26 protein-coding genes and 1 tRNA gene are annotated in these 23,742 nt (G+C 60.2%); 11 read left to right on the forward strand and 16 right to left on the reverse strand.

Annotated features, from left to right (window positions below; translation table 11 throughout):
* Positions 1 to 46 precede the first annotated feature (46 nt).
* The 4 genes from BRX43_RS03040 (at position 47) to BRX43_RS03055 (ending at position 4,526) form a co-directional block, all read left to right on the forward strand.
* Positions 47 to 1,360: a UDP-glucose/GDP-mannose dehydrogenase family protein gene (locus BRX43_RS03040; protein ID WP_125993357.1), complete on the forward strand. Its 1,314-nt coding sequence runs from the start codon at positions 47 to 49 to the stop codon at positions 1,358 to 1,360.
* Positions 1,361 to 1,515: 155 nt separating this feature from the next.
* Entirely contained in the window at positions 1,516 to 2,889 is a 1,374-nt protein-coding gene (locus BRX43_RS03045; protein ID WP_125993358.1) for a 3-deoxy-7-phosphoheptulonate synthase class II, read from the forward strand.
* Positions 2,890 to 2,939: 50 nt separating this feature from the next.
* Positions 2,940 to 3,014 (forward strand) — tRNA-Glu (locus tag BRX43_RS03050).
* 1,038 nt (positions 3,015 to 4,052) lie between these two features.
* Positions 4,053 to 4,526, forward strand: a complete 474-nt coding sequence (locus BRX43_RS03055) for a hypothetical protein (protein ID WP_125993359.1) — start codon at positions 4,053 to 4,055, stop codon at positions 4,524 to 4,526.
* A 321-nt stretch (positions 4,527 to 4,847) separates the two neighbouring features.
* On the opposite strand, the gene BRX43_RS03060 is transcribed toward BRX43_RS03055, so the two are convergent.
* The 4 genes from BRX43_RS03060 to BRX43_RS03075 form a co-directional block, all read right to left on the reverse strand.
* Complete coding sequence (locus BRX43_RS03060; RefSeq protein WP_206433080.1) at positions 4,848 to 5,360, reverse strand: hypothetical protein; 513 nt, start codon at positions 5,358 to 5,360, stop codon at positions 4,848 to 4,850.
* Positions 5,361 to 5,635: 275 nt separating this feature from the next.
* On the reverse strand, positions 5,636 to 6,904 hold the full coding sequence (locus BRX43_RS03065; protein ID WP_125993361.1) for a Y-family DNA polymerase: 1,269 nt from the start codon (positions 6,902 to 6,904) through the stop codon (positions 5,636 to 5,638).
* The gene (umuD, locus tag BRX43_RS03070; protein WP_164523506.1) at positions 6,901 to 7,326 is read right to left on the reverse strand and encodes a translesion error-prone DNA polymerase V autoproteolytic subunit; all 426 of its coding nucleotides are present in this window, start codon (positions 7,324 to 7,326) and stop codon (positions 6,901 to 6,903) included. Before umuD ends, BRX43_RS03065 begins: the two co-directional genes overlap by 4 nt.
* Before the next feature lie 53 nt (positions 7,327 to 7,379).
* Positions 7,380 to 7,583, reverse strand: coding sequence for a hypothetical protein (locus BRX43_RS03075; RefSeq protein ID WP_125993363.1), 204 nt, complete (start codon positions 7,581 to 7,583; stop codon positions 7,380 to 7,382).
* Between the two features lie 274 nt (positions 7,584 to 7,857).
* Here BRX43_RS03075 and BRX43_RS03080 point away from each other — a divergent pair, with 274 nt between their 5' ends.
* On the forward strand, positions 7,858 to 8,802 hold the full coding sequence (locus tag BRX43_RS03080; protein WP_125993364.1) for a DUF2971 domain-containing protein: 945 nt from the start codon (positions 7,858 to 7,860) through the stop codon (positions 8,800 to 8,802).
* A gap of 233 nt (positions 8,803 to 9,035) precedes the next feature.
* Here BRX43_RS03080 and BRX43_RS03085 read toward each other — a convergent pair whose 3' ends face one another.
* The 9 genes from BRX43_RS03085 to BRX43_RS03125 all read right to left on the reverse strand — a co-directional run bounded on the left by BRX43_RS03085 (position 9,036) and on the right by BRX43_RS03125 (position 13,175).
* Positions 9,036 to 9,440: an aspartyl protease family protein gene (locus BRX43_RS03085; protein WP_125993365.1), complete on the reverse strand. Its 405-nt coding sequence runs from the start codon at positions 9,438 to 9,440 to the stop codon at positions 9,036 to 9,038.
* 39 nt (positions 9,441 to 9,479) lie between these two features.
* Entirely contained in the window at positions 9,480 to 9,728 is a 249-nt protein-coding gene (locus tag BRX43_RS03090; RefSeq protein WP_125993366.1) for a hypothetical protein, read from the reverse strand.
* Positions 9,729 to 9,858: 130 nt separating this feature from the next.
* Positions 9,859 to 10,263, reverse strand: a complete 405-nt coding sequence (locus BRX43_RS03095; protein ID WP_241214727.1) for a hypothetical protein — start codon at positions 10,261 to 10,263, stop codon at positions 9,859 to 9,861.
* 175 nt (positions 10,264 to 10,438) lie between these two features.
* On the reverse strand, positions 10,439 to 10,747 hold the full coding sequence (locus BRX43_RS03100; protein WP_125993367.1) for a hypothetical protein: 309 nt from the start codon (positions 10,745 to 10,747) through the stop codon (positions 10,439 to 10,441).
* A gap of 101 nt (positions 10,748 to 10,848) precedes the next feature.
* Positions 10,849 to 11,118 carry a hypothetical protein gene (locus BRX43_RS03105; RefSeq protein ID WP_241214728.1) on the reverse strand — a complete coding sequence of 90 codons (270 nt, stop codon included), beginning with the start codon at positions 11,116 to 11,118 and terminating at the stop codon, positions 10,849 to 10,851.
* Positions 11,115 to 11,738, reverse strand: coding sequence for a hypothetical protein (locus tag BRX43_RS03110; RefSeq protein ID WP_125993368.1), 624 nt, complete (start codon positions 11,736 to 11,738; stop codon positions 11,115 to 11,117). The genes BRX43_RS03105 and BRX43_RS03110 overlap by 4 nt, the downstream gene beginning before the upstream one ends.
* Positions 11,735 to 12,370 (reverse strand): hypothetical protein, encoded by a 636-nt coding sequence (locus tag BRX43_RS03115; RefSeq protein ID WP_125993369.1) that lies wholly within the window; start codon positions 12,368 to 12,370, stop codon positions 11,735 to 11,737. The genes BRX43_RS03110 and BRX43_RS03115 overlap by 4 nt, the downstream gene beginning before the upstream one ends.
* Position 12,371: 1 nt before the next feature.
* Complete coding sequence (locus BRX43_RS03120; RefSeq protein WP_125993370.1) at positions 12,372 to 12,944, reverse strand: hypothetical protein; 573 nt, start codon at positions 12,942 to 12,944, stop codon at positions 12,372 to 12,374.
* A 48-nt stretch (positions 12,945 to 12,992) separates the two neighbouring features.
* Complete coding sequence (locus BRX43_RS03125) at positions 12,993 to 13,175, reverse strand: hypothetical protein (protein WP_125993371.1); 183 nt, start codon at positions 13,173 to 13,175, stop codon at positions 12,993 to 12,995.
* Positions 13,176 to 13,404: 229 nt separating this feature from the next.
* On the opposite strand from BRX43_RS03125, the gene BRX43_RS20475 reads away from it, so the two are divergent.
* From BRX43_RS20475 to BRX43_RS03155, 6 genes are all read left to right on the forward strand, one after another.
* Positions 13,405 to 13,638, forward strand: coding sequence for an XRE family transcriptional regulator (locus BRX43_RS20475; RefSeq protein ID WP_125993372.1), 234 nt, complete (start codon positions 13,405 to 13,407; stop codon positions 13,636 to 13,638).
* 58 nt (positions 13,639 to 13,696) lie between these two features.
* Positions 13,697 to 14,275, forward strand: coding sequence for a hypothetical protein (locus BRX43_RS03135; RefSeq protein ID WP_125993373.1), 579 nt, complete (start codon positions 13,697 to 13,699; stop codon positions 14,273 to 14,275).
* Positions 14,276 to 14,386: 111 nt separating this feature from the next.
* A complete protein-coding gene (locus BRX43_RS03140) occupies positions 14,387 to 14,578 on the forward strand; it encodes a helix-turn-helix domain-containing protein (RefSeq protein WP_125993374.1) in 192 nt (63 codons plus the stop codon).
* 672 nt (positions 14,579 to 15,250) lie between these two features.
* Entirely contained in the window at positions 15,251 to 16,657 is a 1,407-nt protein-coding gene (locus tag BRX43_RS03145; RefSeq protein WP_125993375.1) for a transposase, read from the forward strand.
* A gap of 79 nt (positions 16,658 to 16,736) precedes the next feature.
* Positions 16,737 to 18,425 carry a hypothetical protein gene (locus BRX43_RS03150; RefSeq protein WP_125993376.1) on the forward strand — a complete coding sequence of 563 codons (1,689 nt, stop codon included), beginning with the start codon at positions 16,737 to 16,739 and terminating at the stop codon, positions 18,423 to 18,425.
* A 151-nt stretch (positions 18,426 to 18,576) separates the two neighbouring features.
* The gene (locus tag BRX43_RS03155; protein ID WP_125993377.1) at positions 18,577 to 19,683 is read left to right on the forward strand and encodes a hypothetical protein; all 1,107 of its coding nucleotides are present in this window, start codon (positions 18,577 to 18,579) and stop codon (positions 19,681 to 19,683) included.
* Between the two features lie 59 nt (positions 19,684 to 19,742).
* Here the strand turns inward: BRX43_RS03155 and BRX43_RS03160 are convergent, their stop codons facing one another.
* The 3 genes from BRX43_RS03160 to BRX43_RS03170 all read right to left on the reverse strand — a co-directional run bounded on the left by BRX43_RS03160 (position 19,743) and on the right by BRX43_RS03170 (position 23,627).
* The gene (locus BRX43_RS03160) at positions 19,743 to 19,961 is read right to left on the reverse strand and encodes a hypothetical protein (protein WP_206433081.1); all 219 of its coding nucleotides are present in this window, start codon (positions 19,959 to 19,961) and stop codon (positions 19,743 to 19,745) included.
* Positions 19,962 to 20,190: 229 nt separating this feature from the next.
* Entirely contained in the window at positions 20,191 to 20,424 is a 234-nt protein-coding gene (locus tag BRX43_RS20480) for a hypothetical protein (protein WP_206433082.1), read from the reverse strand.
* A gap of 269 nt (positions 20,425 to 20,693) precedes the next feature.
* Positions 20,694 to 23,627 carry a hypothetical protein gene (locus BRX43_RS03170; protein ID WP_125993380.1) on the reverse strand — a complete coding sequence of 978 codons (2,934 nt, stop codon included), beginning with the start codon at positions 23,625 to 23,627 and terminating at the stop codon, positions 20,694 to 20,696.
* Positions 23,628 to 23,742: the final 115 nt, after the last annotated feature.

Raw genomic sequence — 23,742 nt, forward strand, 5'->3', positions numbered from 1 at the left:
GATGCCGCCGTCCCGCCTGTCGGCCCCAGAAGGAATTTGAGCGACGATGCGTATCACGATGATCGGCTCCGGCTATGTCGGCCTGGTATCTGGTGCCTGCCTGTCCGATTTCGGCCATGACGTGATCTGCGTCGACAAGGATCAGGCCAAGATCGACGCGCTGAACGCCGGTCGGATGCCGATCTACGAACCCGGCCTCGACCAGCTCGTCGCCGCCAATGTCCAGGCCGGGCGGCTGACCTTCACCACCGATCTCGCCGCCGCCGTTGCCGGGGCGGACGCGGTGTTCATCGCGGTCGGCACCCCGTCGCGGCGCGGCGACGGCCATGCCGATCTGTCCTATGTCTATGGCGCGACGCGCGAGATCGCCGCCGCCGTGACCGGCCCGACCGTCGTCGTCACCAAGTCGACCGTGCCCGTCGGCACCGGCGACGAGGTCGAGCGCATCCTGCGCGAGGAGCGGGCGGAGATCGACGTGGCGGTCGTCTCCAATCCCGAATTCCTGCGCGAGGGCGCGGCGATCGGCGACTTCAAGCGCCCCGACCGCATCGTCATCGGCACCGACGACGCGCGCGCCCGCGCGGTGATGCAGGCGATCTATCGCCCGCTCTACCTCAACGAATCGCCGATCCTGTTCACCGGCCGGCGTACGTCCGAGCTGATCAAATATGCCGCCAACGCCTTCCTGGCGACCAAGATCACCTTCATCAACGAGATCGCCGACCTGTGCGAGGCGGTGGGCGCGGACGTGCAGGACGTGTCGCGCGGCATCGGCCTGGACAATCGCATCGGCCGCAAGTTCCTCCATGCCGGTCCCGGCTATGGCGGCTCCTGCTTCCCCAAGGATACGCTGGCGCTGCTCAAGACCGCCGAGGATTTCGATAGCCCGATCCAGATCGTCGACGCGGTGGTGAAGGTCAACGACGCCCGCAAGCGCAAGATGGGCCGCAAGGTGCTGCACGCCCTGGAGCAGGACGGCGCGGGCGATGTACGCGGCAAGACGGTCGCGCTGCTCGGCCTGACCTTCAAGCCCAATACCGACGACATGCGCGACGCCCCCGCCATCGCCATCGCCCAGGCGCTGGCCGATGCCGGCGTCACCGTCCGCGCGCACGATCCCGAAGGCATGGACGCCGCGCGCCGGATCATGCCCGATCTCGACTATGTCGCCGACCCCTATGCGGCGGCCCGCGGCGCCGACGCGGTGGTGATCGTGACCGAATGGGATGCCTATCGTGCGCTCGACCTGCCGCGGTTGAAGCAGTTGCTGGTTCGCCCGGTCATGGTCGATCTGCGCAATATCTATCGCCGCGCCGATGTGGAGGCCGCAGGTTTCACCTATACCGCGATCGGCCGCTGACGATCGAATATTACGCCGGAACGTAGCAATCGATACGTTAATCGCGTTCTGACAACCGCAAACCATCATTGCGACGGTCGGTGCAGCCGCAAATGATTTGCACCGGCCGCCCCCTTGGCGCATGGCTCGCCGGATTACAGTATCCGAGGACGATCATGGCCGCCAATTGGGCCCCCGACAGCTGGACCGCCGCCGATGCGCGCCAGATGCCCGACTATCCCGATCCCGCCGCGCTGACCGCGGCGACCGACACGCTCGCCACCTATCCGCCTCTGGTCTTTGCCGGCGAAGCGCGCGCGCTGACCCAGCATCTGGGCGAGGTGGCGGCGGGACGCGGCTTCCTGCTCCAGGGCGGCGACTGCGCCGAAAGCTTCGCCGAGCATAGCGCCAACAACATCCGCGACACCTTCCGCGTGATCCTGCAGATGGCGGTGGTGTTGACCTGGGCGTCGAAGCTGCCGGTCGTCAAGCTCGGCCGCATGGCGGGCCAGTTCGCCAAGCCGCGCTCCGCGCCGACCGAGGTGATCGACGGGGTCGAGCTCCCCAGCTATCGCGGCGACAATATCAACGACATCGCCTTCACGCCGGAATCGCGCCGGCCCGATCCGCAGCGGTTGATCCGCGCCTATGCCCAGTCGGCGGCGACGCTCAACCTGCTGCGCGCCTTCGCGCAGGGTGGCTATGCCAATCTCCACCAGGTGCATCGCTGGACGCACGACTTCATGGGCCGCAGCCCCTGGGCGCAGAAATATACCGAGGCGGCGAACCGCATCGGCGAGGCGCTGGAGTTCATGGCCGCCTGTGGCATCGATCCGGAAACGGTGCCGCAGCTCGCCCAGACCGATTTCTATACCAGCCATGAAGCGCTGCTGCTGCCGTTCGAACAGGCGCTGACCCGGCAGGATTCGCTGACCGGCGACTGGTACGACACGTCGGCGCATTTCCTGTGGATCGGCGACCGCACCCGCTTCGAAGGCTCGGCGCATGTCGAGTTCCTGCGCGGCATCGGCAACCCAATCGGCGTGAAATGCGGCCCCAGCCTGGAGCCGGACGCGCTGCTGCGGATGCTCGACACGCTCAATCCGGGCCGAGTGCCGGGGCGGATGACGCTGATCACCCGCTATGGCCACGACAAGATCGAGAGCGCCCTGCCCCGCCTGGTCCGCGCCGTGACGCGCGAGGGCCATCCGGTGGTGTGGAGCTGCGATCCGATGCACGGCAACACGGTGAAGGCCACGACCGGCTACAAGACCCGGCCGTTCGAGCGCATCCTGGCCGAGGTGCGCGGCTTCTTCGCCGTCCACCGCGCGGAGGGCACCCATGCCGGCGGCATCCATGCGGAGATGACCGGGCAGAACGTCACCGAATGCACCGGCGGCGCGATCGACGTGACCGAGCAGTCGCTCGCCGATCGCTATCACACGCATTGCGACCCGCGCCTCAACGCCGGGCAGAGCCTGGAACTGGCCTTCCTGCTCGCCGAGATGCTGAACGAGGAAATGGCCGAACGCAAAAAAGCGGCCGCGTGAGGCTTGACGTAGTGGAGGCGTAGGGCTAATTGCGCGCCTCCACTGCACACGGCCCCTTCGTCTAGCGGTTAGGACGTCGCCCTCTCACGGCGAAAACACGAGTTCGATTCTCGTAGGGGTCACCAGCGGTTTCAAGCACTTAGATGCGTGATCGCACTGGTAAGCTGGAATTTCGGTAATAAATCGGTTCTAAACACGCTGATCCGTATGGACACGTACAGGCACAGCTATGGACGATTCGCGCTGGCCGTTACCGCATCCACTTTTTCGCTCATCGCTATCGTGACGTCATCGGTTGCGACGCCAGCGGCAAATTCGTGAAGCGTCCTGTAGCTGTCAAACTGAATGCCACGCGCTGCAAGGCAGCGAAGGGTAAGTTCGTGAAGTGTAGTACGCTTGGTGCGAGGTCGATCAAGTAACCTGTCGTGGCCCCGTGAGAGCGGGCTTCGCCTCCGCCACATTACCGGTTTCACGAGAGCATAAGCTATAGGACAATCATATCCGTTTTGGACGCTTTACATCCATGCCTTTAGTCTACCTGGGTCAGCCTTACTCTGGGCTAGATACGGATACGCCGTTCTCCGTCGTTACGTTTTGAGCATATCGCCTGAGGCGAGTCTCTAATGCCCAACGCGCATGTAGGTCGGAGCATCAATCTCCCATTCCAAATGGCAGTCGACATTGACTCTTGTGAACGTCGGTAACACCAAGGATTTGATTAGGTTGGCGGCTTAGCCCCAGCGAGAGTCAGGGGCGCGCTTTTATTCATGAGTCGACATCAACGGCGTCGGGCGGCGGCTGAGAAGCGGTCCGCTCCAGCGTTTCCGCCATTTCTGCGCTCAGTGGTGCCTGGGACTGCTTGGTATTGGATACCTGTAGGCGGGGTCGCCGGCGTCAAGGACGCATGGAAACCGTTCGCGGAGTTGATGGATTTAATGACGTCCCATTCCTGGATGTTTCCGACGGGCTGGGTAATCTCCATAATCGGTCATTGGCTGATTGTCGGAATCGAAACTGAAAGGCAGAGACAAAGGCTGCAGGAGATTCGAAGCGGTCGTGCGCGTCGGGGGCGTTAGCTGGTTTAAGACCGAATAGACAGCTTGCAGAAACAAGTGAGCTGATAGATTGTTTGTTAGACACCCTTCAACTAAGGAGCGCGAGTCATGAGCACCGGCGCTATCATAGGCCTTGTCGTCTCCGGCACGCTTGTCGTGCTCGGGATGCTGGTTTCGCGCGCCTGGGTGCAGTGGGTTTTTCCCCTGCGCGAGAACTTTTTCCAAGAAGCTAGCGATCTCTCCCGTAGCCCGTCTACGACCGCTGACGAGCGCGAATGCCTGAATTTTTTGATGGATCGCGCGACGTCGTTCCGTGCAGGATGGATGCCGGTTCGGGCCGCTTGGATGGCACTTCGTGCTAATGGAGTCCCGCCGCGTCGAACTCTACGTATCGACTCTGAGAAGCTTAGTGGTGTCACGAGAAAGTTCATGTTCTCAACACTCGCTGCTAACCCATTTGCGCTTGCGGCATTTGCCGTAATATTGCTGATTACTATGAAGCTCGCCCATGAATCTGTGCGTCCCGCCGTCAAACAAGCTGCGGTGAAGCTCCCGATGACGGGCTATTACGCATCCTGCTAATTTACCACGACTCATGAATTTGCAAAGGGTGTGGGCTTAACGATTGTCACCTAGGAGCCGAACGAATCGGCCGCACCAATCTACCCAAAGGCGATGATCACCGTCCTACACCCAAACGACGTCACGGCGTGGCTGCGCCACGACCATGAGGAGCCGCGGCGCTCCAGCGCCCGAAACCCACCTATCAGATGAAACTTGAGGCGATCAATATTGCCGACCCATACGACTTAACAGAGATTGACGATGTAGGGCCACTGCTGATATTTTGAAATATCCCGGCTATCTGGCCGACAGTCAAAGCTATATTAGTCACTTGGAAGTTCAATAATCCGTTCCATAGCCCTGCGATGACGAGCAATCTCGATTTTTTGATGGCTCAATATCCCTGCATGCAGCAAATTTTGCATCAGCGATCTCGCCAATCTCCTGTGCGCTAATAGGGAAGCGCAAATGCCTCATCGAACTGTCCGTCTCAATTATCTCAATCTCTATAAATCCGACGTCACCGCTTTTGGGGTTGGCCTGTATTCTTCGCATCTCATTCGCAAGACGCGCTGCATCAATAGCATCCCGTCTCCATGCAGGCTTTAGCGTAAGTGGCTGAATACCAGGCCTGACAAACGCTTGCATCGGATTTTCGAGTTCCAGCTTAACGGGTGCCTTACTCATAAAACTAGCGGATATATAAGCTCGAGAAAAAACCGCAGGACCATCTCCAGTGTTGTTTATAGCAAAATCCAGCTGCTGGCCTCGGACAACCGGCCTCAAAACCTGAGATTTAGATTGCGGCTCGGCAATAGCCTTTGTGAAGGCTGGCAGGGCGGCTGTAGTCACGGATACAAGGGCAACGAGTAGCGCCAATACATTGCTTGAAACCGCTAGCTTGCCCCGCCAGTCTTGATAAGAGTTACAATGACTACATAGTCGAGCGCCAGCGGGTATCGGTCCACGGCACTGCTTACATACCGAATCAGTCGAACTAGGCGTGGTCATCAAGTGACGATGAACGACGAAGCTACCGTCGTCCATCTACCTACAACCGACATGGCATTCTTAGTCGCTTATCGCCTATACCTAAAGGCACGTCCTCCAGACGGCCGCACGTCATTTCAGGCCCGAACCGTGGGTACCTCATCGATCCGCGTCGTCCACGCCGGCGACCGCATCTCAGATCGCAGCTTCCATTCCCGCTTGAACCCCTGAGACGCGGTCACCGCCGTCCACTTTCCGAACTTGCCATTGATCTCGTCCAGCGCACCCATCAGCCGCGCTCGCTTCTCGGTATCGCCCTCGAATAGCGTCCTGGGTCGCATGTCAGCGGCCACGAGGTCGTCAAGCAGCACGCCAGCCTTGGTGTAGACATAGCCCTCGCGCCACGCTCGCTCTGCGGCCTTGCGTGCTGCAGCGATCAGCTCGAGGCTGTCGCTGGTCATGGGATGCAATGTTACCGTACGAGATCCGGTATATTGCGGCCGCTCGGGCTTGTTCGAGTTGGTGTGGAAGAACGCCGTCAGCCGGGATGCGACGAGGCCGTGACTGCGCAGCTTCTCGCCAGCGCGCATCGCATACTCGGTCAACGCTCCCATCAGCCGATCGAAGGTTAGCACCGGCGTACCAAACGACCGCGTCACAGCCATGCCTCGCCGTTGTGGCGCTACCATCTCCACAGCTGCTGACGGCACCCCACGTAGTTCAGCCACCAGCCGCTCCAGCACCACCGTGCCAAGCCCTTTGGCCTGCTTCATCGGCATGTCTCGAAGCTCGCCCGCGGTGGTGATGCCTAGCGCAATCAGCTTGCGTGCGGTGGCCCCACCGACGCCCCAGATGTCGCCAACCGGGAATGCCCGCATGACGTCATGGCGGACGGCATCGTCGCGAAAGTCGGCCACTCCATCGAAGCGGCTGTCCTTCTTGGCGGCGGCATTGGCCAGCTTTGCGAGCGTCTTGGTCCCGGCGATGCCGACGCAGGTAGGGATCGTCGTCCACCGCAGAACCTGATCCCGCATGGCACGGGCATGAGCGACCAAGTCACGGTCCTCGAAGCCGGTGAGGTCGAGGAAGGTCTCGTCGATCGAGTAGATCTCGACGTCACGGGCGAACGCCTCGCAGGCTGCCAGCACCCGGCGCTGCATGTCACCGTAGAGGGTGTAGTTCGACGACAGGACACGGATGCCATGTGCCCGCACCTTGTCGCGCAGGTGATGGATGGGATCGCCCATCTTGATCCCCAGTGCCTTCGCCTCCTGACTGCGTGCGATCGCGCAGCCGTCGTTGTTCGAAAGGACTATGACCGGTACCCCGACCAAGCTGGCGTCGAAGGCACGCTCGCAGCTGACGTAGTAGTTGTTGCAGTCAATCAACGCGATCGGCGCGGTCATGCCATCTTGCGGGCGACACCAACCACCACGCCCCAAATTTGCACGTGCTCGTCGACGAGGATGTCGGCAAAGCCCTCCGCCTCCGGAACCAGCCAGTGGCGGCCCTCGATATAGCGTAGGCGCTTCAGCGTGCGGTCACCATGAACCAGCGCCACCACGATCATACCCGCCCGCGGCTCCTTGGCACGATTGACGACGATCAGGTCACCATCGTTGATGCCTACCCCCGACATCGAGCGGCCATCGACCCGCATGATGTAGCTGGCGGCTGGATGCTCAACGAGCCAGGCACCGAGATCGATCGGCTCCTGCATGTCGTCCTGCGCCGGCGATGGAAATCCAGCGGGCGTGTCGCACAGGAAGAACGGCACCTCGCGCGGTACCAGTTCGAACGGCACGTCGTGGAGGGTCAGGGTGTCCACTTGGCGCCGCGACGATACGATGCTGAGGCGAGGCCTGCTAGGGCGTGTCATCGTCACAGGATCGCCGGGAGGGGCAGTTGCTGGTTCGGCCCGGTCAGTACGGCACGGGCATCCTGCGCAGCCCCGACAGCCTGGCGGTATTGGACCGTCCCGAACCGCTCCGCCTCGTCGAACCCTATCGGCGCCCATTCCTCTGACGGATAGACGTTTTCGTATATGGCACGGGCGGCCGCGCGCAGTTGCAGATCATGCTGCATTTGGTCCTCCAGCGATGTCGATCACCGCAGTGCGGCGCGCGCATAGCTAGGCCGATAGCTGATTGATTCGCAAGAACGTTGCTAGAACAAAACCGGGATACCATGGGTACATCCGTTCAAACGAGGGACTGACATGATCGATCACGACGACCAACCCGACGTGCAGGTACCGTTTGGGCGCTGGCTGCTCACACAGCGCGATCGCGGTGATCGGTTGAAGGCGCAGGGATGCGATACAAGTAGAATTTCGAAATCTAATTGCTAGATTTCTGGTATGAGCATCTATCGTATTATCAGCTTTTTCGAATTGCTTCAAACCCTTCGATCTGGAAAGCTTAGAGTTTCGAGCGCAAAGCAGTTCACCGATCCAAATGAAATGATAGGATATTTATTTGCGACGTTAGCAAGCCCTATGTGGACTCCTTATACCCCAGATGGGCTTCAAAGGGCGCAGAAAGAAGCAGATGCTGTAAGGGAGAGCTGGTATGTTTCCTGCTGGACACGGGTTCGAGACAGTATAGCAATGTGGGAGATTTATTCTCCACACGAGAACTCCGTTCAAATCGAGGTAGATGAGCATCGAATCAGGGAGATTTTCAACGATCATTTTGCCAAAGCTAAGTGGGTAGAGGCACATGGTACGCCACCGAATTGGGATAAGACACTATTCCATCCACCAAAGATTGTAGATTGCCGCTACGAGGATTTAGAAGAGCTAGCTGATAAAATTAAGACGAGAACGCGCGAGGCGTATGAGCGCTCGTCCGCTGCATTCGACGGCCGTACGATGGAAGAGGCGTTTCCTGACTTTCAGAAGGTGTACGATGAGATCAACGACGATCCAGCGTATGATCATGTAGCTCTTTTCAGTGTAAAAGATGAAGCTTACCGGCACGAGCAGGAAATTCGATTTTGTCTCCATGCAGTGCGACGTAACAATCTTGACTACCAAGAATGCACTAAGCATCCCATGTTCAGCATGAACGAAGGTCATATATCACCCTCGACGATCGAGCAGTGCGGTGCAAATATTTACGTCGATTTCCCAAGGGATATTATTAAACAAATCTGGATTGATGGGAGATGCCCTGATTGGCTTGCAAATCTACAAGCCGAATTACTTTCTGAACTTGGTGTGAAAGCAACTAAGTCAAAGGCTTATGGTCGGTTTGCGGACAAATACGCCATAGACATATGGTGGGGTCATAACCCGCTTTAAAAAACATCGTGGCGGTCGGCAAGATCGCATCGCCAATGCCCAACATGCCTACCAGCCCTTCACAAAGAACGGCGATTCTGAAGCAGTTTGCGCACATTTTCGCCAACGGCAGACCGATAGTTATGCCTTCGTTGCGATTGATAATGCCGAGAGTGACTGTATGTCTGCCCGACTAATATTCATCGATGTCCGCATTGGTCACAAGTTTACAAGCAAGTTTGCGTTATTGTTGCTCAGCCCAACACCCAGCTAAAATGACCATCCCGCATGACGTGCAGGTCACCCTGGCTGATTACATCCATACCGATGAGCACGTCAAACACACCATTGTCAGCCATCTCGGCACCGGAAACTTCCTCAAACCAGAAATAGCCGCGTTCGCCGTTGTCATTGTATATAGCGCCTAGGGAAAAGCGCTGGCGATTCCGCGGTGCTACCCCGTGAACGCCGCTCATGTTCGTTTTGCCCCGCGAGCGGATGCCTACTTTCAGTGCTGCGGATCTCGTGAGGCATGTTCCGCTAGCACCGGTGTCAATGAGACCCTTCAGTTCGGTAACACGTCCTTCTGGAATCCAAGGTGTCGGAGCCACTCCGGGTACGATCATCTGAGCCGGTTGAACGGCCACAGGAATCAGCATCTGTCGCTGTCCTGTGATCGATCCGCTAATTGTTTTCACTTAAGCGCCAGCGACATGGCTGAAATAGCCCAGATCGACCACCTCATCCGTCACCTCTTGAATGCTGAATAGATCGTCGTCGTACCGAGCCATTCCCGCCCCTTCTGCGGCGGCCGCATTGCCATGATAGGATACTATCTCACCGCGCCGCATCAAAGCCCATTGGCCTTTTCGTGATGGAATCAGTGACTGAACAACGCGTTGAAAGGCGTCGAAATTCCCGTCGATCTCTTGCTGAAGGGCGGTCATGGGGCGTATCTCCGGGTGGCTTCAAGGGTCGTACCACGCGTTGAATCAAGGCTGCAACGCTAAGAATGCGCTAATCATACGAGCGGTAATTCGGTTCATCGCAATCAACGCGACGAATGCCTTTTAAGACTCACAACACGAACATAGCCTCGACGATCGCCTGCATTAGCACTCCTCGCGGCACTGGCACGCTCACCGACGTGTACCCCTGGTTCTCAGCTCGCCGCTGACCGTACAACCCGATCCACTGCCGCCCATGCTGCCGCCAGGCTCGCTGTAATGCGGGCACCGGTAGCAAGGCGCACGAAGCGGCTGGCGCATAGGCATAGGCGATGAAGTCGCAGGCCAACGGCTTCTGCACCCAGCCAGGCGTCCGCAGCCGCTCGTTCGACCACCGCTCCAGCAGCACGTCAGGCCAGTCCTGCAGGCGTATCTTCTCGTCGACCGTATAGGTCCGCCCACAGGACAGCGTCAGCAGCCGGTCGATGCCACCACGCTGGGCCCAACCGTCATGCTCGACGGCAACGGCCGACATCAGCGTCGGGAAGGCACGCCGGTAGATCGGGATCCACCAGTCAGGGCCATATTGTGCCGCAACGTCGTGGCTGTCCTGGAAGCGGTGGACACGCCGAGCGCCCGCTGTCCTACGAAGCGGGACAGCGGGTGAGCGATGAAGCGGCCGAGGCGTTGCCGGCTGCGAGGTAGCAAGGTTATTCGCGGGTCGTCTCCTGTTCGCGCCAGCGGTAACCGCCCTGGCGATGCTTCAAGGGGCCGGCAGATTGATCGATGCCGTAGGTCGGGATGTACTGGCGCCCCTCAGCGTCCTCGGCGGCTCCCCACCTCAGCTGCCCCCGTACATAGACCGGGCCGCATCCATCATCGTGCGCCTCGTCGACGTCCTCCTCCGGTTCGAAGTCTGGATCGCCGTCGATCTCGTCCAACCGGTCGATCATGCGCGTGACCAGCCGGGACAGTTCGGCGCGCGGCAGGGACGGTATTGCGGCGAATAGCCTGGTCACGGATGCGACATCGTTCGGCCGCACCCAGCGGCGACGCCCAGATCGTGGCCAAGGCTGCGGGCGACGGCGACGAGATGCCCGGGTGGTGGATAGCTGACCCATCACGCCACCTCCCCGAGGCTATGCGCCTCGATCACGCGCCGGATGGCTTCCACCCGGCCGGGGTTGCCGATCAGCGGACGCATGACAGCGGTCAGGTCGCCGTAATCACACCGGTCGACGACCAGCCAGAGCTTGCGCCCCGATGCGAGAGCGTAGCCGCCGCCGATCTGGACGAATGCCGCGAGCCAGGTGCCAGGGTCGAAGGCTGCCGGTGCACCGCCCTCCCCTGCATCCACGTTGTGGTCAGCGGGACGATGAAAGGTGCTCATGCCTGCCCTCCCAGCCGCGCCAGGTCGGCGCTGAGCGCTTGCCAGTAGCTGTCCGGAGTACCGCCTTCGGCCCGTACCTGGATCAAGGCCAGCTTGTACGCGGCGGCCTGGACGTTCGGCGCTGGCGTTGCGATCAGCGCGTCCATGGCGACGCAATAGGCATCAAGTGCTGCGTCCTCACCCTCGGTACCGACTGGGATGATGTCGCTGATCGATCGCAGGCGCTCGTATTCAGCACGCGCTTCCTGCCAGTGCCGGCTGGCGTCAAATGCCAGGGCATCGGCGGCGGCACGGACGATAGCACGGCCCGTGTCGACGTCGAAGGAGGCAAGGTCGATCGCCAGTGCCCCATCCAGCTTCCCCGGCTGGTTGTAATGCGCAACGAACAGCAGCTTCACCGCTAGCTCGGTGCCGGTCAGCGCGACATGTTCGGCGATGTCGCTTGCCGCATCACCCCAGGCATTGGCGGTGTCGGCAACGCCAGGACCAACGTCGGCATCATAGAGGGAGCTATAGCGTTCGATGGCGTCGGCAAGCGGCTGAGAGAGGATGCCTGCCGGGATCTGGGGGATGATGAAGAACCGGTCGCCGGGCTGCGGCAGCGTGATTGCGAAGGTCATGCGACGTTCTCCCACAGGAGCCAGCCAGCGGACTGGCGGCCATGCTGGCGAATAAGGGTCACGATCTGGTCGCGCCGTTGATCGATCAGCGCCTGCGCAGCACGAGCGCTGCGGCGGAGGCGGGTCCGTTCTTGCTCCGGCGTCTCCAGGCTCAGGATGCGACGCATGTTGATCGCGGCGTCAGGCTGACCCTGGGGGTCGATCATGAAGCGGCCGCCGATCGCCAGAAAGCGGCTCACGATGTGCCTGGTCGATTGAGCTGCATTGTCGACGGCGGGACGCGCGCCGCCGCTACGCAAAGCCTTGATCGCGTGCAGCATCGCCTCGTTCTGCTGCTCGCTGGACCTGGCGTACTGCAGCAGCCAGTCGGCGTCCTCGCGCCGGGCAGCTTCATGCTCGGACTGGTAGAGCAGGCCGAACTTGGTCAGGCCGACCCACAGCCGGATTTCAGCCACTCGCGCGCCAGTCTCGTCCGACTGCATGATGCGGTTCTCGGCTTCTTGGAGCCGGTCCCAGAGCGGATGGTCGGCGCTATCCGTTTCATCGCCACTGCGGCTGATCTCTTCATGGATCGCCTTCCACTCAGCGAACACTGCCTCAGTTTCAGCGCTGCGGATGATGTCGTTGCCCATGTCAGCGACCCTCCATCTTCACGACCCGGGCGGCATCGGCCACCAGGTACGGGAACCAGCCGTCCTCCGCTGCCATGCCGTACGCGAGCATGAAGGCGAGCTTGGCGTGCAGGTCAGCGGCGGTGCTGACAGGGTGCGCCGCGACTGTACCTTGAGCATCTGCCCATACGTCTGTCAGCCGGTCGGACTCCTCTGAGGCGGCGGCGGCACCAGACTGAGCCCAGATGCGCTTCTCGGCGCGTTTGCGACGGATCGCCGCCGCGGCGAATGTCCGGTGATCCCGGTAGCCTCGCTTGTCTCTAGCGCCTGCGATGATCGCCCGGCTCAACATCACATCGGCAGGTACTGCCGTGCTGAATGCGCGGTCACGAATGATCACAGCTGTGTGCGGAAGCGCTTCAGCCTGGGTACGGGCCTTAGCGGTCAAAGGCGCGCAGACATTCGCGTCATAAACCTTGCACGCCTTTTCGGCGGCGGCGTTGGCGGCGATCAGCGCGGCAAAGGCGGGACTGATCCCGACCGGGGCGCTATGGGTCGCGGCGACGGCCGGCGCGATCAGGGCAGCGGTCGCCAACCCCGCCCCTCCGAGAAGGGCGCGGCGAGTTGTAGTGGTATGCATCAATCAGCCCTCCCGCGCGAGCAGGCAGCCGTTCGCCGGATGCCGAGTGAACAGGCGCTCGCATGCGTCGGCGGCGATCACCGCTTCGATCGCGCGCTGCTGACGCGGGTTGGTCGCGCGGTGCTCGCCAGCGAGGCTGCGGGCATAGCCCCCGGGATTGCCGTAGCGGAGGTGAAGGCGGGCCATTTCGACGGCCCTTGCGGTGGTCTTGCTAAGTCCGGGAGAGGCGCACGTGATCTTGGCCGAGTGCACGTCGGCTGTTAGGGTAGTCATAGCCATTATCGTTCCTCCAGAACGGTTGTGGTCAGGCCGGAGGGGGAGATTCAGCCCTCCCTTTTCCGGCCGTTGCCGATATAGTTTGTATCAGTGTGTTTCAGGGTGTTCAAGTGGGTGCTGATATAAATTGGATCGACGTATGAGGATTGAGCAATGCCGTAGTGCCCGTGCCTTGCTCAACTGGTCCGCCGCCGACCTAGCGGCGGCGGCGGCGTTGGGATCAGCGACCGTGCGACGATTTGAGAGCGGGCAAACAGTACAGCCCGCATCGATCGACACGATGCGGCAGGCCCTAGAAGCCGCAGGCGTGACGTTCATCGAGAGCGGCGAGGCGTCTCGCAAGGCTGGTTTTGGCGTCAGACTGGCCAAGTGACGGATAATGCGTCACGTCGCTGACGAGTTGTTTACGTCGATGCTGAATATTGCAGGGTATGAACGCCATCGATACCCACGCCCTGCTCCTTACCTGTCCAGCGCCTCTACGTGCCTTGAAAGAGTTCGGCGAAGAAGTCGCACGCGGCACGCTCGAGGGAACGGCCACGGTCATCTACACTCGACCAACGGGCAACCATGAAGGCCTGAATACCAAGCTTCAGCGATTCTGGCGCCGGATTGAGGCTGCTGCTCAGCAGGCCGCCTTATGGACCGAGGCCGAAGTGCAGCTTCCCATATCTGGGCAGAATGAAGCCGTCCGTCTGACCGCCATCAAGTTCGATGAAGAAGCTGTGGCAGCCTTCGTTGCTGCCCGTCAGCCGGACAAACCAGCCCGTGGCCGCAAACGCAAGCAAGATGAATGGACGCCCTTCTGGATGGCAGCCATCAAGCTGGCAAAAGCTGAACAGCTGAATGTCGGAACGTTCGAAACCGTTACCGATCTGCGCGATCGGCTTCACACAATGATGAACGCCACATTAGACGACCAAACCATCAAGCCATTCGTCACCCAAATTTATGATGAGGTGGTGAAGGTCCCGGCGAGCAAAATTCAGAAGGATTGCGCGCTCAAATAGACCATTTGCGCACCATTCACTCACCGTCCAGCATTCAGGTCACCACCAAAAAAATCGCCACTCCGTCAGCCGTCCCCGAATCATCCCGGTTCGCGGCAACGGAGAACGAGTGTGAAGTCCACTACCACCCCCACCAACTACGACGTCATCGCCGTCAAGGAGGCGATGCGTCGCCTCGACTGTGGCCGCTCCACGATTTACCGAATGCTAAAAGACAAGACGCTGGACTCGGTCACCATCCGCGGTGCGCGCCGCATCCGCGTCGACAGCATCAACAAGATCGTGTCGGGAGGCGCAGCGTGAACGTCCGCCCGGACTTTACCCGGATTGCCGCCTACATGCCGGCAAGCTTGATGGCGGACAAACCGAAGAGGTCGGCTTCGCCGCCGCGCCGGGTAGCTCAGATGCCGAGCTGTCCCCTCGCAGCAAGGACGTGGCGCGCCTGGGCCAGCTACCTTCTATCCGGCAGTCACAATCTGCCTGAGAAGGACGCTCGCCACCTGAAGGTCTGCATCATGCAGCGCCGCTACCTTAGCGAGGCTCAGATGCGCTGGATCTTCGACATCGTCGCCCGCCACGAACCGGGTGGCTGCGGGACCTGGGGGGCCCCGAAGTAGGGCCCCCTCCACCGATCAGCGCTTGCGGCGGCGAGGCCGCGGCGCTGGCTGGTGGATCAGCGTGTGGCAGCCAATGCAGAGGGCCATCATGAACTGCCACAGGTGCCGCATGGGATGCCCATGCGGCAGGTTGTGGTGGGCTTCTTCTGCGCGGCCGCCGCATCGTGCGCACTGCGGGTGAGCGTCCAGGAACAGGCCGTTCCTTTTCTGACGGCTGTTGGGCCAAGCGGTCCGTTGCTTCGCACGCCATGCCTTAGTGTTGCTCATCACTTTTTCCTCTCACTGGTGGTTACCAACCGCCACTCCCCCCCAATTCGGACTGTGATGCAGTCGTTAGCTATAGCTGGAGAGCCTGCTCATGCTTGAGCTTCCGTCCCTTAATTATATCGAGACTGTCGAGACGCCGACGTCGTTCGAAGTCGTAGCCTCTCTGAATACAAAGCCCGCTGCCTGCCCCCTCTGCGGTGGAGGCGTTGAGTCCAAGGGCGTCGCTGCGCCGATGGAGATCTGGGATGCACCCATGGCGGGCAAGCACGTCCGCTATGCCTTCCGCGGCCGGCGCTACGAGTGCCGCACGGAAGGCTGCCCCTCGTTCACCTATCGAGGGCCGGACGTCCATCCGAAGCATGGGATGACGTGGCGCCTATTGGGCTACATCCAACGTCTGGCGCTTAAGCGCTCCATCAAGGACATCGAACGCCTCACCGGCGCGACCACGGACCAGATCTGGCCTGTCGTGCTCGACCTGAGCGAGAAGCTGGCTGGGTACCAGTTCGCCACCCCGCGTGTGGTCGCCGTTGATGACATCCGCTTCGGCAAGAAGCGCCGGTTCACCGTGATCTACAATGCGGAGAATGGGCGGCCACTCGCCATTGTGGAGAAGCTGGACGCCAAGGGTGTCGCCAAAATCCTGCACAAGGTCATCAATCCGAGCGAGGTGGAGGTATTCGTGTCGGACATGAATGGCAGCAACCTGCTGCTCGGCGAGTCGTCTTTCAGGGGCAAGCCGCATGTCGCCGACAAGTGGCACGTCCTCGACAAGATGCAGCGGCAGATGTCGAAGATCGTGAACCAGACCGCTAGCAAGCTGAAGAAGGGCCAGGCGGCGGAACTGAAATCGTGGAAGATGGAACTAGAAGGCAAGTTCGCCGCCAAGGATGCGAAGGACTGGCGCACCCGTTTGGCGGGCAAGAAGATAGAGTCGCGCCGCCGCATCGATGATGAAGGCAAGCTCATTCTCAAGACGAAGTGGGACATTCTCAAGGAGCACCAGCCCGTGCGTCTGGTCTATCACGCCCGCCTGCTATTGCGGCACGTCTACCGCGCCAACAGCCGGCGCCAGGCCGAAGAACGGTTCGACCGCTTCCTCGCGTTCGGCAGTCAGGTCGACATGCCGGCGGACGCTGCGAAGGCGGTGCAGCTGCTCGGTGAGCACCGGAAGCAAATTCTCGCCTACTTCGACGTCATGTGGCAGCACCACGATGGGCGCTTCCGCGGACCGACCACCAATCAGGCCGAGGCGCGTAACGGCAAGATCAAGGCTATGTGGAAGGGCAGCCGCGGGGTGAAGAACGCGGCCTATCTCAACCTGCGTGTGGTGTTCGAACCCTACGTCCTGGGGGCCACGCTGATCCTGTGCAACACGTGTGGCAAGCCTGAGGTGTTGTCCGAGATGGAGGGCTTGAGGCGCGCCGGGATGGACGTGCGGGATGCACGAGCGAATTGCTGCTCGAACTGTGCGCAGAGCGTCCTACGCGCTGCTTGAACGCCTCCCCCGCCCAACGATCGGAATTGACGAGTGCGCCGGGCGGCGGTGAGTATAACTCGTCAAATGAGGGGCTGAGATGGTCGATCTAGAAGCATTCCTGCGTGAAGCGATCCCCCCTGAGGCGGAGGACGAGCACTGGCTCGAACACGCAGCAGAGGGGGTCGACTTCATCGTCCGCAACGGCCGGTCGGAGGAGATCATTCTCTATACTGGCGTGGGTCAGGCCTATGTCCACGCAGTCTTGGCACCCCTCGCTAATGTCACGCCGGCGGATGGCGCCGATCTGCAGCGAGCGCACATTGGCGCCGACAACAGTTGGGCCCTTGAGCATGTCTCTGGCGGGGGCCAGCCCGACCGCATGTATCTTTCAACGCCACTCGACAGCCCAGGCTGCAAGTCGCTCGTTGGCGGTGAGCAACTTGTGTTCAGGCGCAGTTTCGCAGGGGTGGACAGGGGTTTGGTTCGGACGGAATTGTCTCAGCCACTAATCCAGGCGCTCGATCTCTACTGGATGGAGGAAGAGCGCGCCTTCTGTCGCCTCAACGAAGATGGAGACGTCGAACCAATCGTGCGCATTTACGACCTGAGCAAGCGATCAGGGGAAGCGCAGGACGTGTTGGTCACGATAGATGCTCATCAACTGCACCGCTACATGGCGGTCACTGAAATGGCGCTCGTGGTAAAATTTGATTTTACCCGATATCGATCTGGCTCGTTCACAGGCTGGCACGACCCCAGCCGATCCGAAGTCAACGAACCTGATCTATTCCATCACGGAGGGGTGCAGTCGAATAGTAGCTTCGTGAACGGGGTTCATATTGTGCGCCCAGCCCTCACGAAAGACATGATGATACAAAAAAGTCGCGCTCACTGGAGCGATGCTGGCAAGCAATACGCCACCTTCATAGCGCAAGACTGGAAAAACGAGAGGATCGCTGAAGTATCCTGCGCACCTAGCGCTCTTGCCAGCTATTTCGAGAGCGATTCGTCGTTGCCATTCCAAACTACGCCGGCATTTTTCAAGCCGGACGTGCTCCATCGATACAAGGCCGATCCAGAGAAGTATCAGCTTGATCATCGTGCAATTCGTTCTCGCGCTGGGTGGAGTCTAAAAACTTACGACGTCAACGAGGCTGGACAGGTCCACACATATCTTTGCTATCTCGGCAACCTACCTTACAACGAACAAATATATTGGAAGTCGTTCAATGAGCAGCCAAAGGCGCCAATCTCAGAGCGGGCTTTCGAGACGGATTTTGAAGGCAGCTTCAGCAGTATGCCGGACCCGCTTGTAAGTTTGAAATACGAAGTGGCGAAGCTCGACAAGAGTCCGCCGGACTACTGGCAGCCCCGCGATGGATCACTGGCAGAGGCGCTGCACTACCCGCTGACGGCTTCTTCCGAAGAATGGGCAACGGCCATACTGGTGCTCGACCAACTAGTAGTGGAGGGTTTTGTTCAGAAGGCTTTGCGATTGCGCCTGGATGCTGCAGGACGAGGGTATGACAAGCAGTGGGGATCGCTGCGTTTGTTGCAGGAGGTTCTGGTAACCACCGGCTACCTGGAAGATGAGGCAAAAGATCAAATGGAGCCGTTGAAGCATCTCCATTATTTAAGGTCGAAGGTGAAGGGCCATGCGGCGGCCACCGAGAAAGCCAATTTGATTAAACGCGCCAAAGCTGATCAAGGGTCGCTACCGGCTCACTTCCGGTGGCTCGTAGCGGGTGTGCAAGAGACATTCGACCGCATTGTCGAGCGTTTGTGAGATGATGTTACAAGCGTCCACATCACGTTTACAGGTATAGGTGACTTATGCAACAGGACAACCATTGAAGGCCACATATCGCTTCCCACTGAGCCAGCCCCTCACTCTTGAGGATCATTGGGAAGTACCTCTGCTAGGTGGCGTGTGCCGCATGGCGGAAGAGGACGGCATGGTCACAGCCATTGAATTTACTAAGTCAGGATTGCCGCTGACATTGGCGCCGACGATTGTGGATACGCCCAACCAAGTCACGAAAGCCACCATCACTGGACATGACACACTCCTTCCAATCGTGCATGCTCATTTACGACGCGCCTTTAACTTCCTTCAGTGTTTCTTTGACGTGTCGATCAAGGTGGGCTCGGTAGAGGTCTCCTATGCATTAGAGACGGGTGAGAGTGAAGACGATCTCCCCGTTCCAGGTATGACCATTGGGGAAGCGGAAGCGCGGCCGTTGGCTATCAGCTACGACTTCATCACCCGATCCCTAATGGCAGCGGAGACAGATGAACCACCGGAGTTCGTTGCATCACTCGCTGGATTAGCTCGAGAGGCTCTTAATGGGCGACGTTTTATTGATAGTTTTCGATACTCCTTTTTACTGATCGAAGCGCTTTTTGGGAGAGGAAAGTTCAAATCAAGGCAACTCTCTGATGCACTTCAGAATTCTGAAGAGCTCGGCGAAGCAATCGATTACGCAGTCTCGGAGATGGCTGCAAATCGTCTTCGCCATCCCTCTGAAACAGCGACACTCCTCAAGACCGCCCCTGGTCGTAGCAGCATAATTGACCACCTGATCGAAAGGCGAGGACACTACTTTCATGGAAATGTAAAAAAAACCGGGGCATGGAGTGCAGCACGACAAGAAGAAGCTGAAGGGCTGGCCTGGTTCTGCATTGATGTGGTAATTAAGCTATCGAGCGATGCAGCAGCCTCGATGTTCAAACCTGAATATACTTTGAGACATTTCGAAGAATCTCGGCAAAATGGAGCAAGTGTCAAAGTGAGAATGAATATATTCTTTCGAGAGGCGGAGGGCGATCGGCTTCAGCGCCAGAACATCAACCTAGATATGTCCGGCACTAAGGTTACCAACCGCATGGCTATGGACGCCCTTCGTGAAGGCATTCGGCTCCTACAAGACGACGTTCCAGCCGCTCGCCTCCACAGCATTGTTGGATTTGACGATCAGGCCAAAAAACGCTTGTTCGATGTCCGCATGCACATCGAACCTGACGATCCAAAACCGTCGGTGTAATCAACTTGATGCGAGGACGTTGGCACTAGAATAGCGGTGTCGCTGATCATTGATCTTTATCAGCGCGTCCCGAAACCGGCTCGGCTATGCTCGCCATTGTCGGTGCGATCGCGCCCAGCCAGCACGTTCTCGAGTTCGCTGAGCGTATGCGGCACGTCGAGATGCTGCGCCCCCAGGAACAGCCGCGTCCCTTCGCCTTCGGGCACAGCGTGGGTCAGCTTATCGATGTCGACCAGCGCCTTGCCGGACGGGAGGATGTCGATCTGCACGAACCGCATGTTGATCTCCGAAATTGTCGAACAGGACTGGTGATGGGTCACCGCACGATGGCGGACGATAGATCGCTCAACCAGCCGCATGCGCCCGGCCGGCCCAATCTAGCGTTGGTGGCCGCACAAGGGAGAGCATCATGATCGATCCAGACACCACGCAGGACAACGACGAAGCCGAAGAGATGGAGAAGGTGCAGGAGGACGCGGCCGAAGAGCGTGAGGAAAACGGCGGCTATCAATAATTGAGCATGATGGTGGCCGAGCGATATATGACGTATCGTTCGGCCATGTTGCCCAAGCTAATAGTCATAGCATCGGCGTTGATCAGCACGCCATTGATAGCCCAGCCGATGACGTGCCGTTGGATCACCAAGCAGCAATGCGATCCTGGTGCCGCCTGTCGGCCCGCCACAAACAAGGCATGGGCTATCGCCGACATTGCCGCAAAGCAGTACCAGCGGTGCGACATGAATGGGTGCGATAGCTACGAAGCCGCAGTCTCTACTGCTGGCAGTTACACGACGTTCGACCTAGTCGGACGCGGCGTCTTCATGAAGATCGGTCCCAACAATGCTGCAACCGAGGTTGTCAGCCTCGGCAACAGCATTCTTGTATCACAGGGCACCTGCCGCCGATCGGTCAGCAGCTAAGCCTCCAGCGTTGCCGATCTGGGTTCTGATCATCGCCATCGCGGCCCTGTACCGCTGGTCGCCAAGCCGTCCTCACCGGATGGCAGGTTTAGCGCTGCTGGCGACGGCGATCTCCTTCATCGGCAGCTAGCGCCGGGCGGGCGCCCTCTATGCTCGACGATAGCAAGCGCTGGATCGGCAACAGTTCGGTGCGAAGTGCTGGTTCACGATTCGCGAGAGCGCCTATCCGGGTCAACACCACTGCCCGTGCGCTCGGCGACGTGGCGTTGGCGGCCTGCAGAAGCGTCTGCACGACCCGGCGATTACCCAGCGCTCGTGCGGACAGATAGGCTCCGCCGAGCATCATGGGCGTCGTGACAATCCCGGCCGCTGCACCAGTACCCGCTCCAGCGACACCACCCATAGCGGCACCGACCCCGGCGCCCGCCCCGCCGCCGCTCAGGATACTCTGGATTGCCTTGAACCAATTGCCCACCTGTCCGGAGCGCGAATTGTTCAGCCTAGCCAGCGTACCGGCACGCCCTTCGGCGATCCGTGCCAGATCGGCGAGGTCGCGGGCACCTTGCTGTCCGAAGATGGCAGCCCGAGCTTCTGGCGAGTATTTTGCCACCTGGGAGAAGAACAGGTTCGGCGAAAAGGCATTGTCGCCGTCCTGCCCGCGCCGGCCCAGCTGAGCCGCGATCGTCGAGGCGACTTGCTGACGCTCCCGTGGCTCGAGTCGTTCCATCATCTGTGATAGCGCCTGGGCATCCCCTGACTTCGGCAGTGATGCAGACTCCACCTGGGCCATGATGCCTTCGCCGGATCGACGGGCAGTCCGATCATTGCCGATGAACCGCTCGACGACATTGTCGATCAGGTCGATGCGACGGCGGTAAGCCTGGTCCGCCCGTTGATAGGCCCGCAGAGCGGGACCGCGGAGCTGACTGGAAATGTCCGCGCTTGCACTGTCGATGGCCTGCATCATGCGGCGCTCGGTGTCGGTGAACCGCAAACCCCGGGTGCCGAGTTCGTCCCGCATGGCGGTACGCAGGTCGCGGATCGCTTGAATCGACAACGGCCGGAGATTGCCGTTCTGATCAACGAGGTCGGCTCGGAACTGGTTGAGCAAATCCAGCTTGGTCCGGTTCGCATTGGGTGTTTGAGACAACTCGACAATGTGGTTGTCGATCGCATTGAGCGCCTGCCGGGGGGCGACACGGGCATTGCCCGCCAAAGTAGCCGCCCGATCATAGAGGCGGTTGGTGAGCGTCCGGCTGCGATCGATGAAGCGTTCACCAGCTGCGCGGACCGTATCACCTGCTGTCGCGCGAGGGACCGCGACACCACCGCCAACATCGGCAACGCGCTGTTCGATCTGATCCGCACCACGTTGGAGATCGGACCGGATACGCCCCCCGGCAATCGGCAAAGACTCTAGGAAGCCATAGGCATTACGGCGGGTCGGATCCGCATCCGGGCGGACCAGCTCGATCCCTTGGCGATCCGCAGCCTGGACCGTGTCCATATTTACGCTGCGGCCGACCGATGGCCGGCGCGACAGGTTCAGCAGCGCCTCGCCGCCACGACCAAGACCATATCCCACAATGCCGCCAGCAATGGCGTTGGTACCGGCCGAGATCAGTCGATCGGTTGCCGAACCCTCACCACTGCCGAAGCCGTATGCGCCTGAATAGCCGGCGCCGATTTTGGCCAGATCCATGGCGCTGGGAGGCAGGTTGGTCCCCGCGCGCCCCATCGGCAGTGCGAAGCCGCCGGCGAACTGACCGGCAAAACGGGCGAGGCCGTGGTTTTCACGATCGTATGCATCGACAGCACGCTCGCTGCGCAGATTGTCGCGCATTGTCCCACCACCGAAGATCGTACGCCCTGCCGCCGAGATCTCGTCGACCGTCCCTAGCGAGGCGGTGTCTGCCGCACCGCGTAGGAATGCATCGGCCGTTTCAACAGCGCCGCCATCACCGCGGCCGCGCGGCGCCGAGGCTGGGCCCTTCGTTCCACCCGACACGGACACCTGAAGCTCGGGTTCGGTGCCGAACTTGGCCCGGTAGGCCGCATGGTATTCATCGCTGTTGGCGATGTCGTCGGACAGGTCGACCATCTCGCGATGGCCACCAGAGGCGGTATAGTACAGGCCCTCGCGCTCGATCGTGTACTTGCCGCCAGACAGGCCGGTGGCGAGGTCTGCGATGTTGTCGACACTGTAGCTCTGCATCTGCGGCCTGAGGTCGGATTGCCCGGTACCCCGGCCGCCGCCAGAACTGCCGGGACGCGCACCGACCGAACCGTCGTAGTTGCCGACAGCCTTACCGGTGAAATCTGCCTCCGCCTGCTGGAACGGAGTGGCCGGATGCTGACCCACCACATCAAGGGGATTATAGCCAAACCGTTCGGCGCGTGCCTGATAGTCGTGCCGAGAGAAGTTATAAGAGCGTGACAGCTCGACGCCGCGACGACGCATCGACTCGACCAGGTTGTGGCGGACGGCGGGCGGCAGCTTATCGCCGCTGCGTAGCCGCTCGATCGCTCCCTGGAGGTTCTGGGCCCAGCTGCCAGTGCTCGACGCCAGGGCCAGCTCTCCCTCTCGTACGACCGACCCGGGATCCATCACCTTGCCGAAGGTGTAGATCAGGTTGAGGTCGTCGGCACCCGTGGCATTTGGGTTCTTTGCGATCTCCATCGCCGAGGCGACTTGCGGCAGGATGGTGGTGAAATCCTGCACTTCCTTGCGGCTGGTGAACTCCTTGCGCAGCGAGCTGATGTTGTCGAAGTCGGTGTTCGCCGTCTGCCGCCGATCGGTTGCGAGGCTGTGCGCATCACGCAGGTCCTCGCGCTGCTGCTGAGTCTGGAAGCGTTGCTCGGCACGGTATGAGTCCGCTTCGGCGCGACGATCGGCTCGTTCTGCACGATCCTCCTGTGCCTGCAGGCGCGGGTTCGGCGTGCCCACGGTATATGCGCCGAAGGGATTGGCTCCTTGAACCGGACGGGGAGGGGCGAACTTAGCGAAAGGGTTGTCAGCCATGTTACTTCGTCCCGTTGCGGCCGAAGTACGGGACTTTTCCGTACCCAGGCAGGGTCACGTGGATATGGTCGCCTTCATCGAGCAGGCGGGCTTGCGGTCCGAAATACCCGCGCAG

The sequence above is a fragment of the Sphingomonas sp. S-NIH.Pt15_0812 genome, assembly GCF_003951315.1.
Taxonomy (GTDB): domain Bacteria; phylum Pseudomonadota; class Alphaproteobacteria; order Sphingomonadales; family Sphingomonadaceae; genus Sphingomonas.

Excerpts from the sequence above, each read along its gene's own strand:
- BRX43_RS03080 (WP_125993364.1), top strand. The coding sequence starts at position 7,858 with ATGAGCATCTATCGTATTATCAGCTTTTTCGAATTGCTTCAAACCCTT.
- BRX43_RS03040 (WP_125993357.1), top strand. The coding sequence starts at position 47 with ATGCGTATCACGATGATCGGCTCCGGCTATGTCGGCCTGGTATCTGGT.
- BRX43_RS03065 (WP_125993361.1), bottom strand. The coding sequence starts at position 6,904 with ATGACCGCGCCGATCGCGTTGATTGACTGCAACAACTACTACGTCAGC.
- BRX43_RS03095 (WP_241214727.1), bottom strand. The coding sequence starts at position 10,263 with ATGTCGGCCGTTGCCGTCGAGCATGACGGTTGGGCCCAGCGTGGTGGC.
- BRX43_RS03125 (WP_125993371.1), bottom strand. The coding sequence starts at position 13,175 with ATGGCCCGCCTTCACCTCCGCTACGGCAATCCCGGGGGCTATGCCCGC.
- BRX43_RS03115 (WP_125993369.1), bottom strand. The coding sequence starts at position 12,370 with ATGGGCAACGACATCATCCGCAGCGCTGAAACTGAGGCAGTGTTCGCT.
- BRX43_RS03055 (WP_125993359.1), top strand. The coding sequence starts at position 4,053 with ATGAGCACCGGCGCTATCATAGGCCTTGTCGTCTCCGGCACGCTTGTC.
- BRX43_RS03135 (WP_125993373.1), top strand. The coding sequence starts at position 13,697 with ATGAACGCCATCGATACCCACGCCCTGCTCCTTACCTGTCCAGCGCCT.
- BRX43_RS03145 (WP_125993375.1), top strand. The coding sequence starts at position 15,251 with ATGCTTGAGCTTCCGTCCCTTAATTATATCGAGACTGTCGAGACGCCG.
- BRX43_RS03155 (WP_125993377.1), top strand. The coding sequence starts at position 18,577 with ATGGCGGAAGAGGACGGCATGGTCACAGCCATTGAATTTACTAAGTCA.
- BRX43_RS03085 (WP_125993365.1), bottom strand. The coding sequence starts at position 9,440 with ATGCTGATTCCTGTGGCCGTTCAACCGGCTCAGATGATCGTACCCGGA.
- BRX43_RS20475 (WP_125993372.1), top strand. The coding sequence starts at position 13,405 with ATGAGGATTGAGCAATGCCGTAGTGCCCGTGCCTTGCTCAACTGGTCC.
- BRX43_RS03170 (WP_125993380.1), bottom strand. The coding sequence starts at position 23,627 with ATGGCTGACAACCCTTTCGCTAAGTTCGCCCCTCCCCGTCCGGTTCAA.
- BRX43_RS03150 (WP_125993376.1), top strand. The coding sequence starts at position 16,737 with ATGGTCGATCTAGAAGCATTCCTGCGTGAAGCGATCCCCCCTGAGGCG.
- BRX43_RS03160 (WP_206433081.1), bottom strand. The coding sequence starts at position 19,961 with ATGCGGTTCGTGCAGATCGACATCCTCCCGTCCGGCAAGGCGCTGGTC.
- BRX43_RS03110 (WP_125993368.1), bottom strand. The coding sequence starts at position 11,738 with ATGACCTTCGCAATCACGCTGCCGCAGCCCGGCGACCGGTTCTTCATC.
- BRX43_RS03075 (WP_125993363.1), bottom strand. The coding sequence starts at position 7,583 with ATGCAGCATGATCTGCAACTGCGCGCGGCCGCCCGTGCCATATACGAA.
- BRX43_RS20480 (WP_206433082.1), bottom strand. The coding sequence starts at position 20,424 with ATGTCGCACCGCTGGTACTGCTTTGCGGCAATGTCGGCGATAGCCCAT.
- BRX43_RS03090 (WP_125993366.1), bottom strand. The coding sequence starts at position 9,728 with ATGACCGCCCTTCAGCAAGAGATCGACGGGAATTTCGACGCCTTTCAA.
- BRX43_RS03105 (WP_241214728.1), bottom strand. The coding sequence starts at position 11,118 with ATGAGCACCTTTCATCGTCCCGCTGACCACAACGTGGATGCAGGGGAG.
- BRX43_RS03045 (WP_125993358.1), top strand. The coding sequence starts at position 1,516 with ATGGCCGCCAATTGGGCCCCCGACAGCTGGACCGCCGCCGATGCGCGC.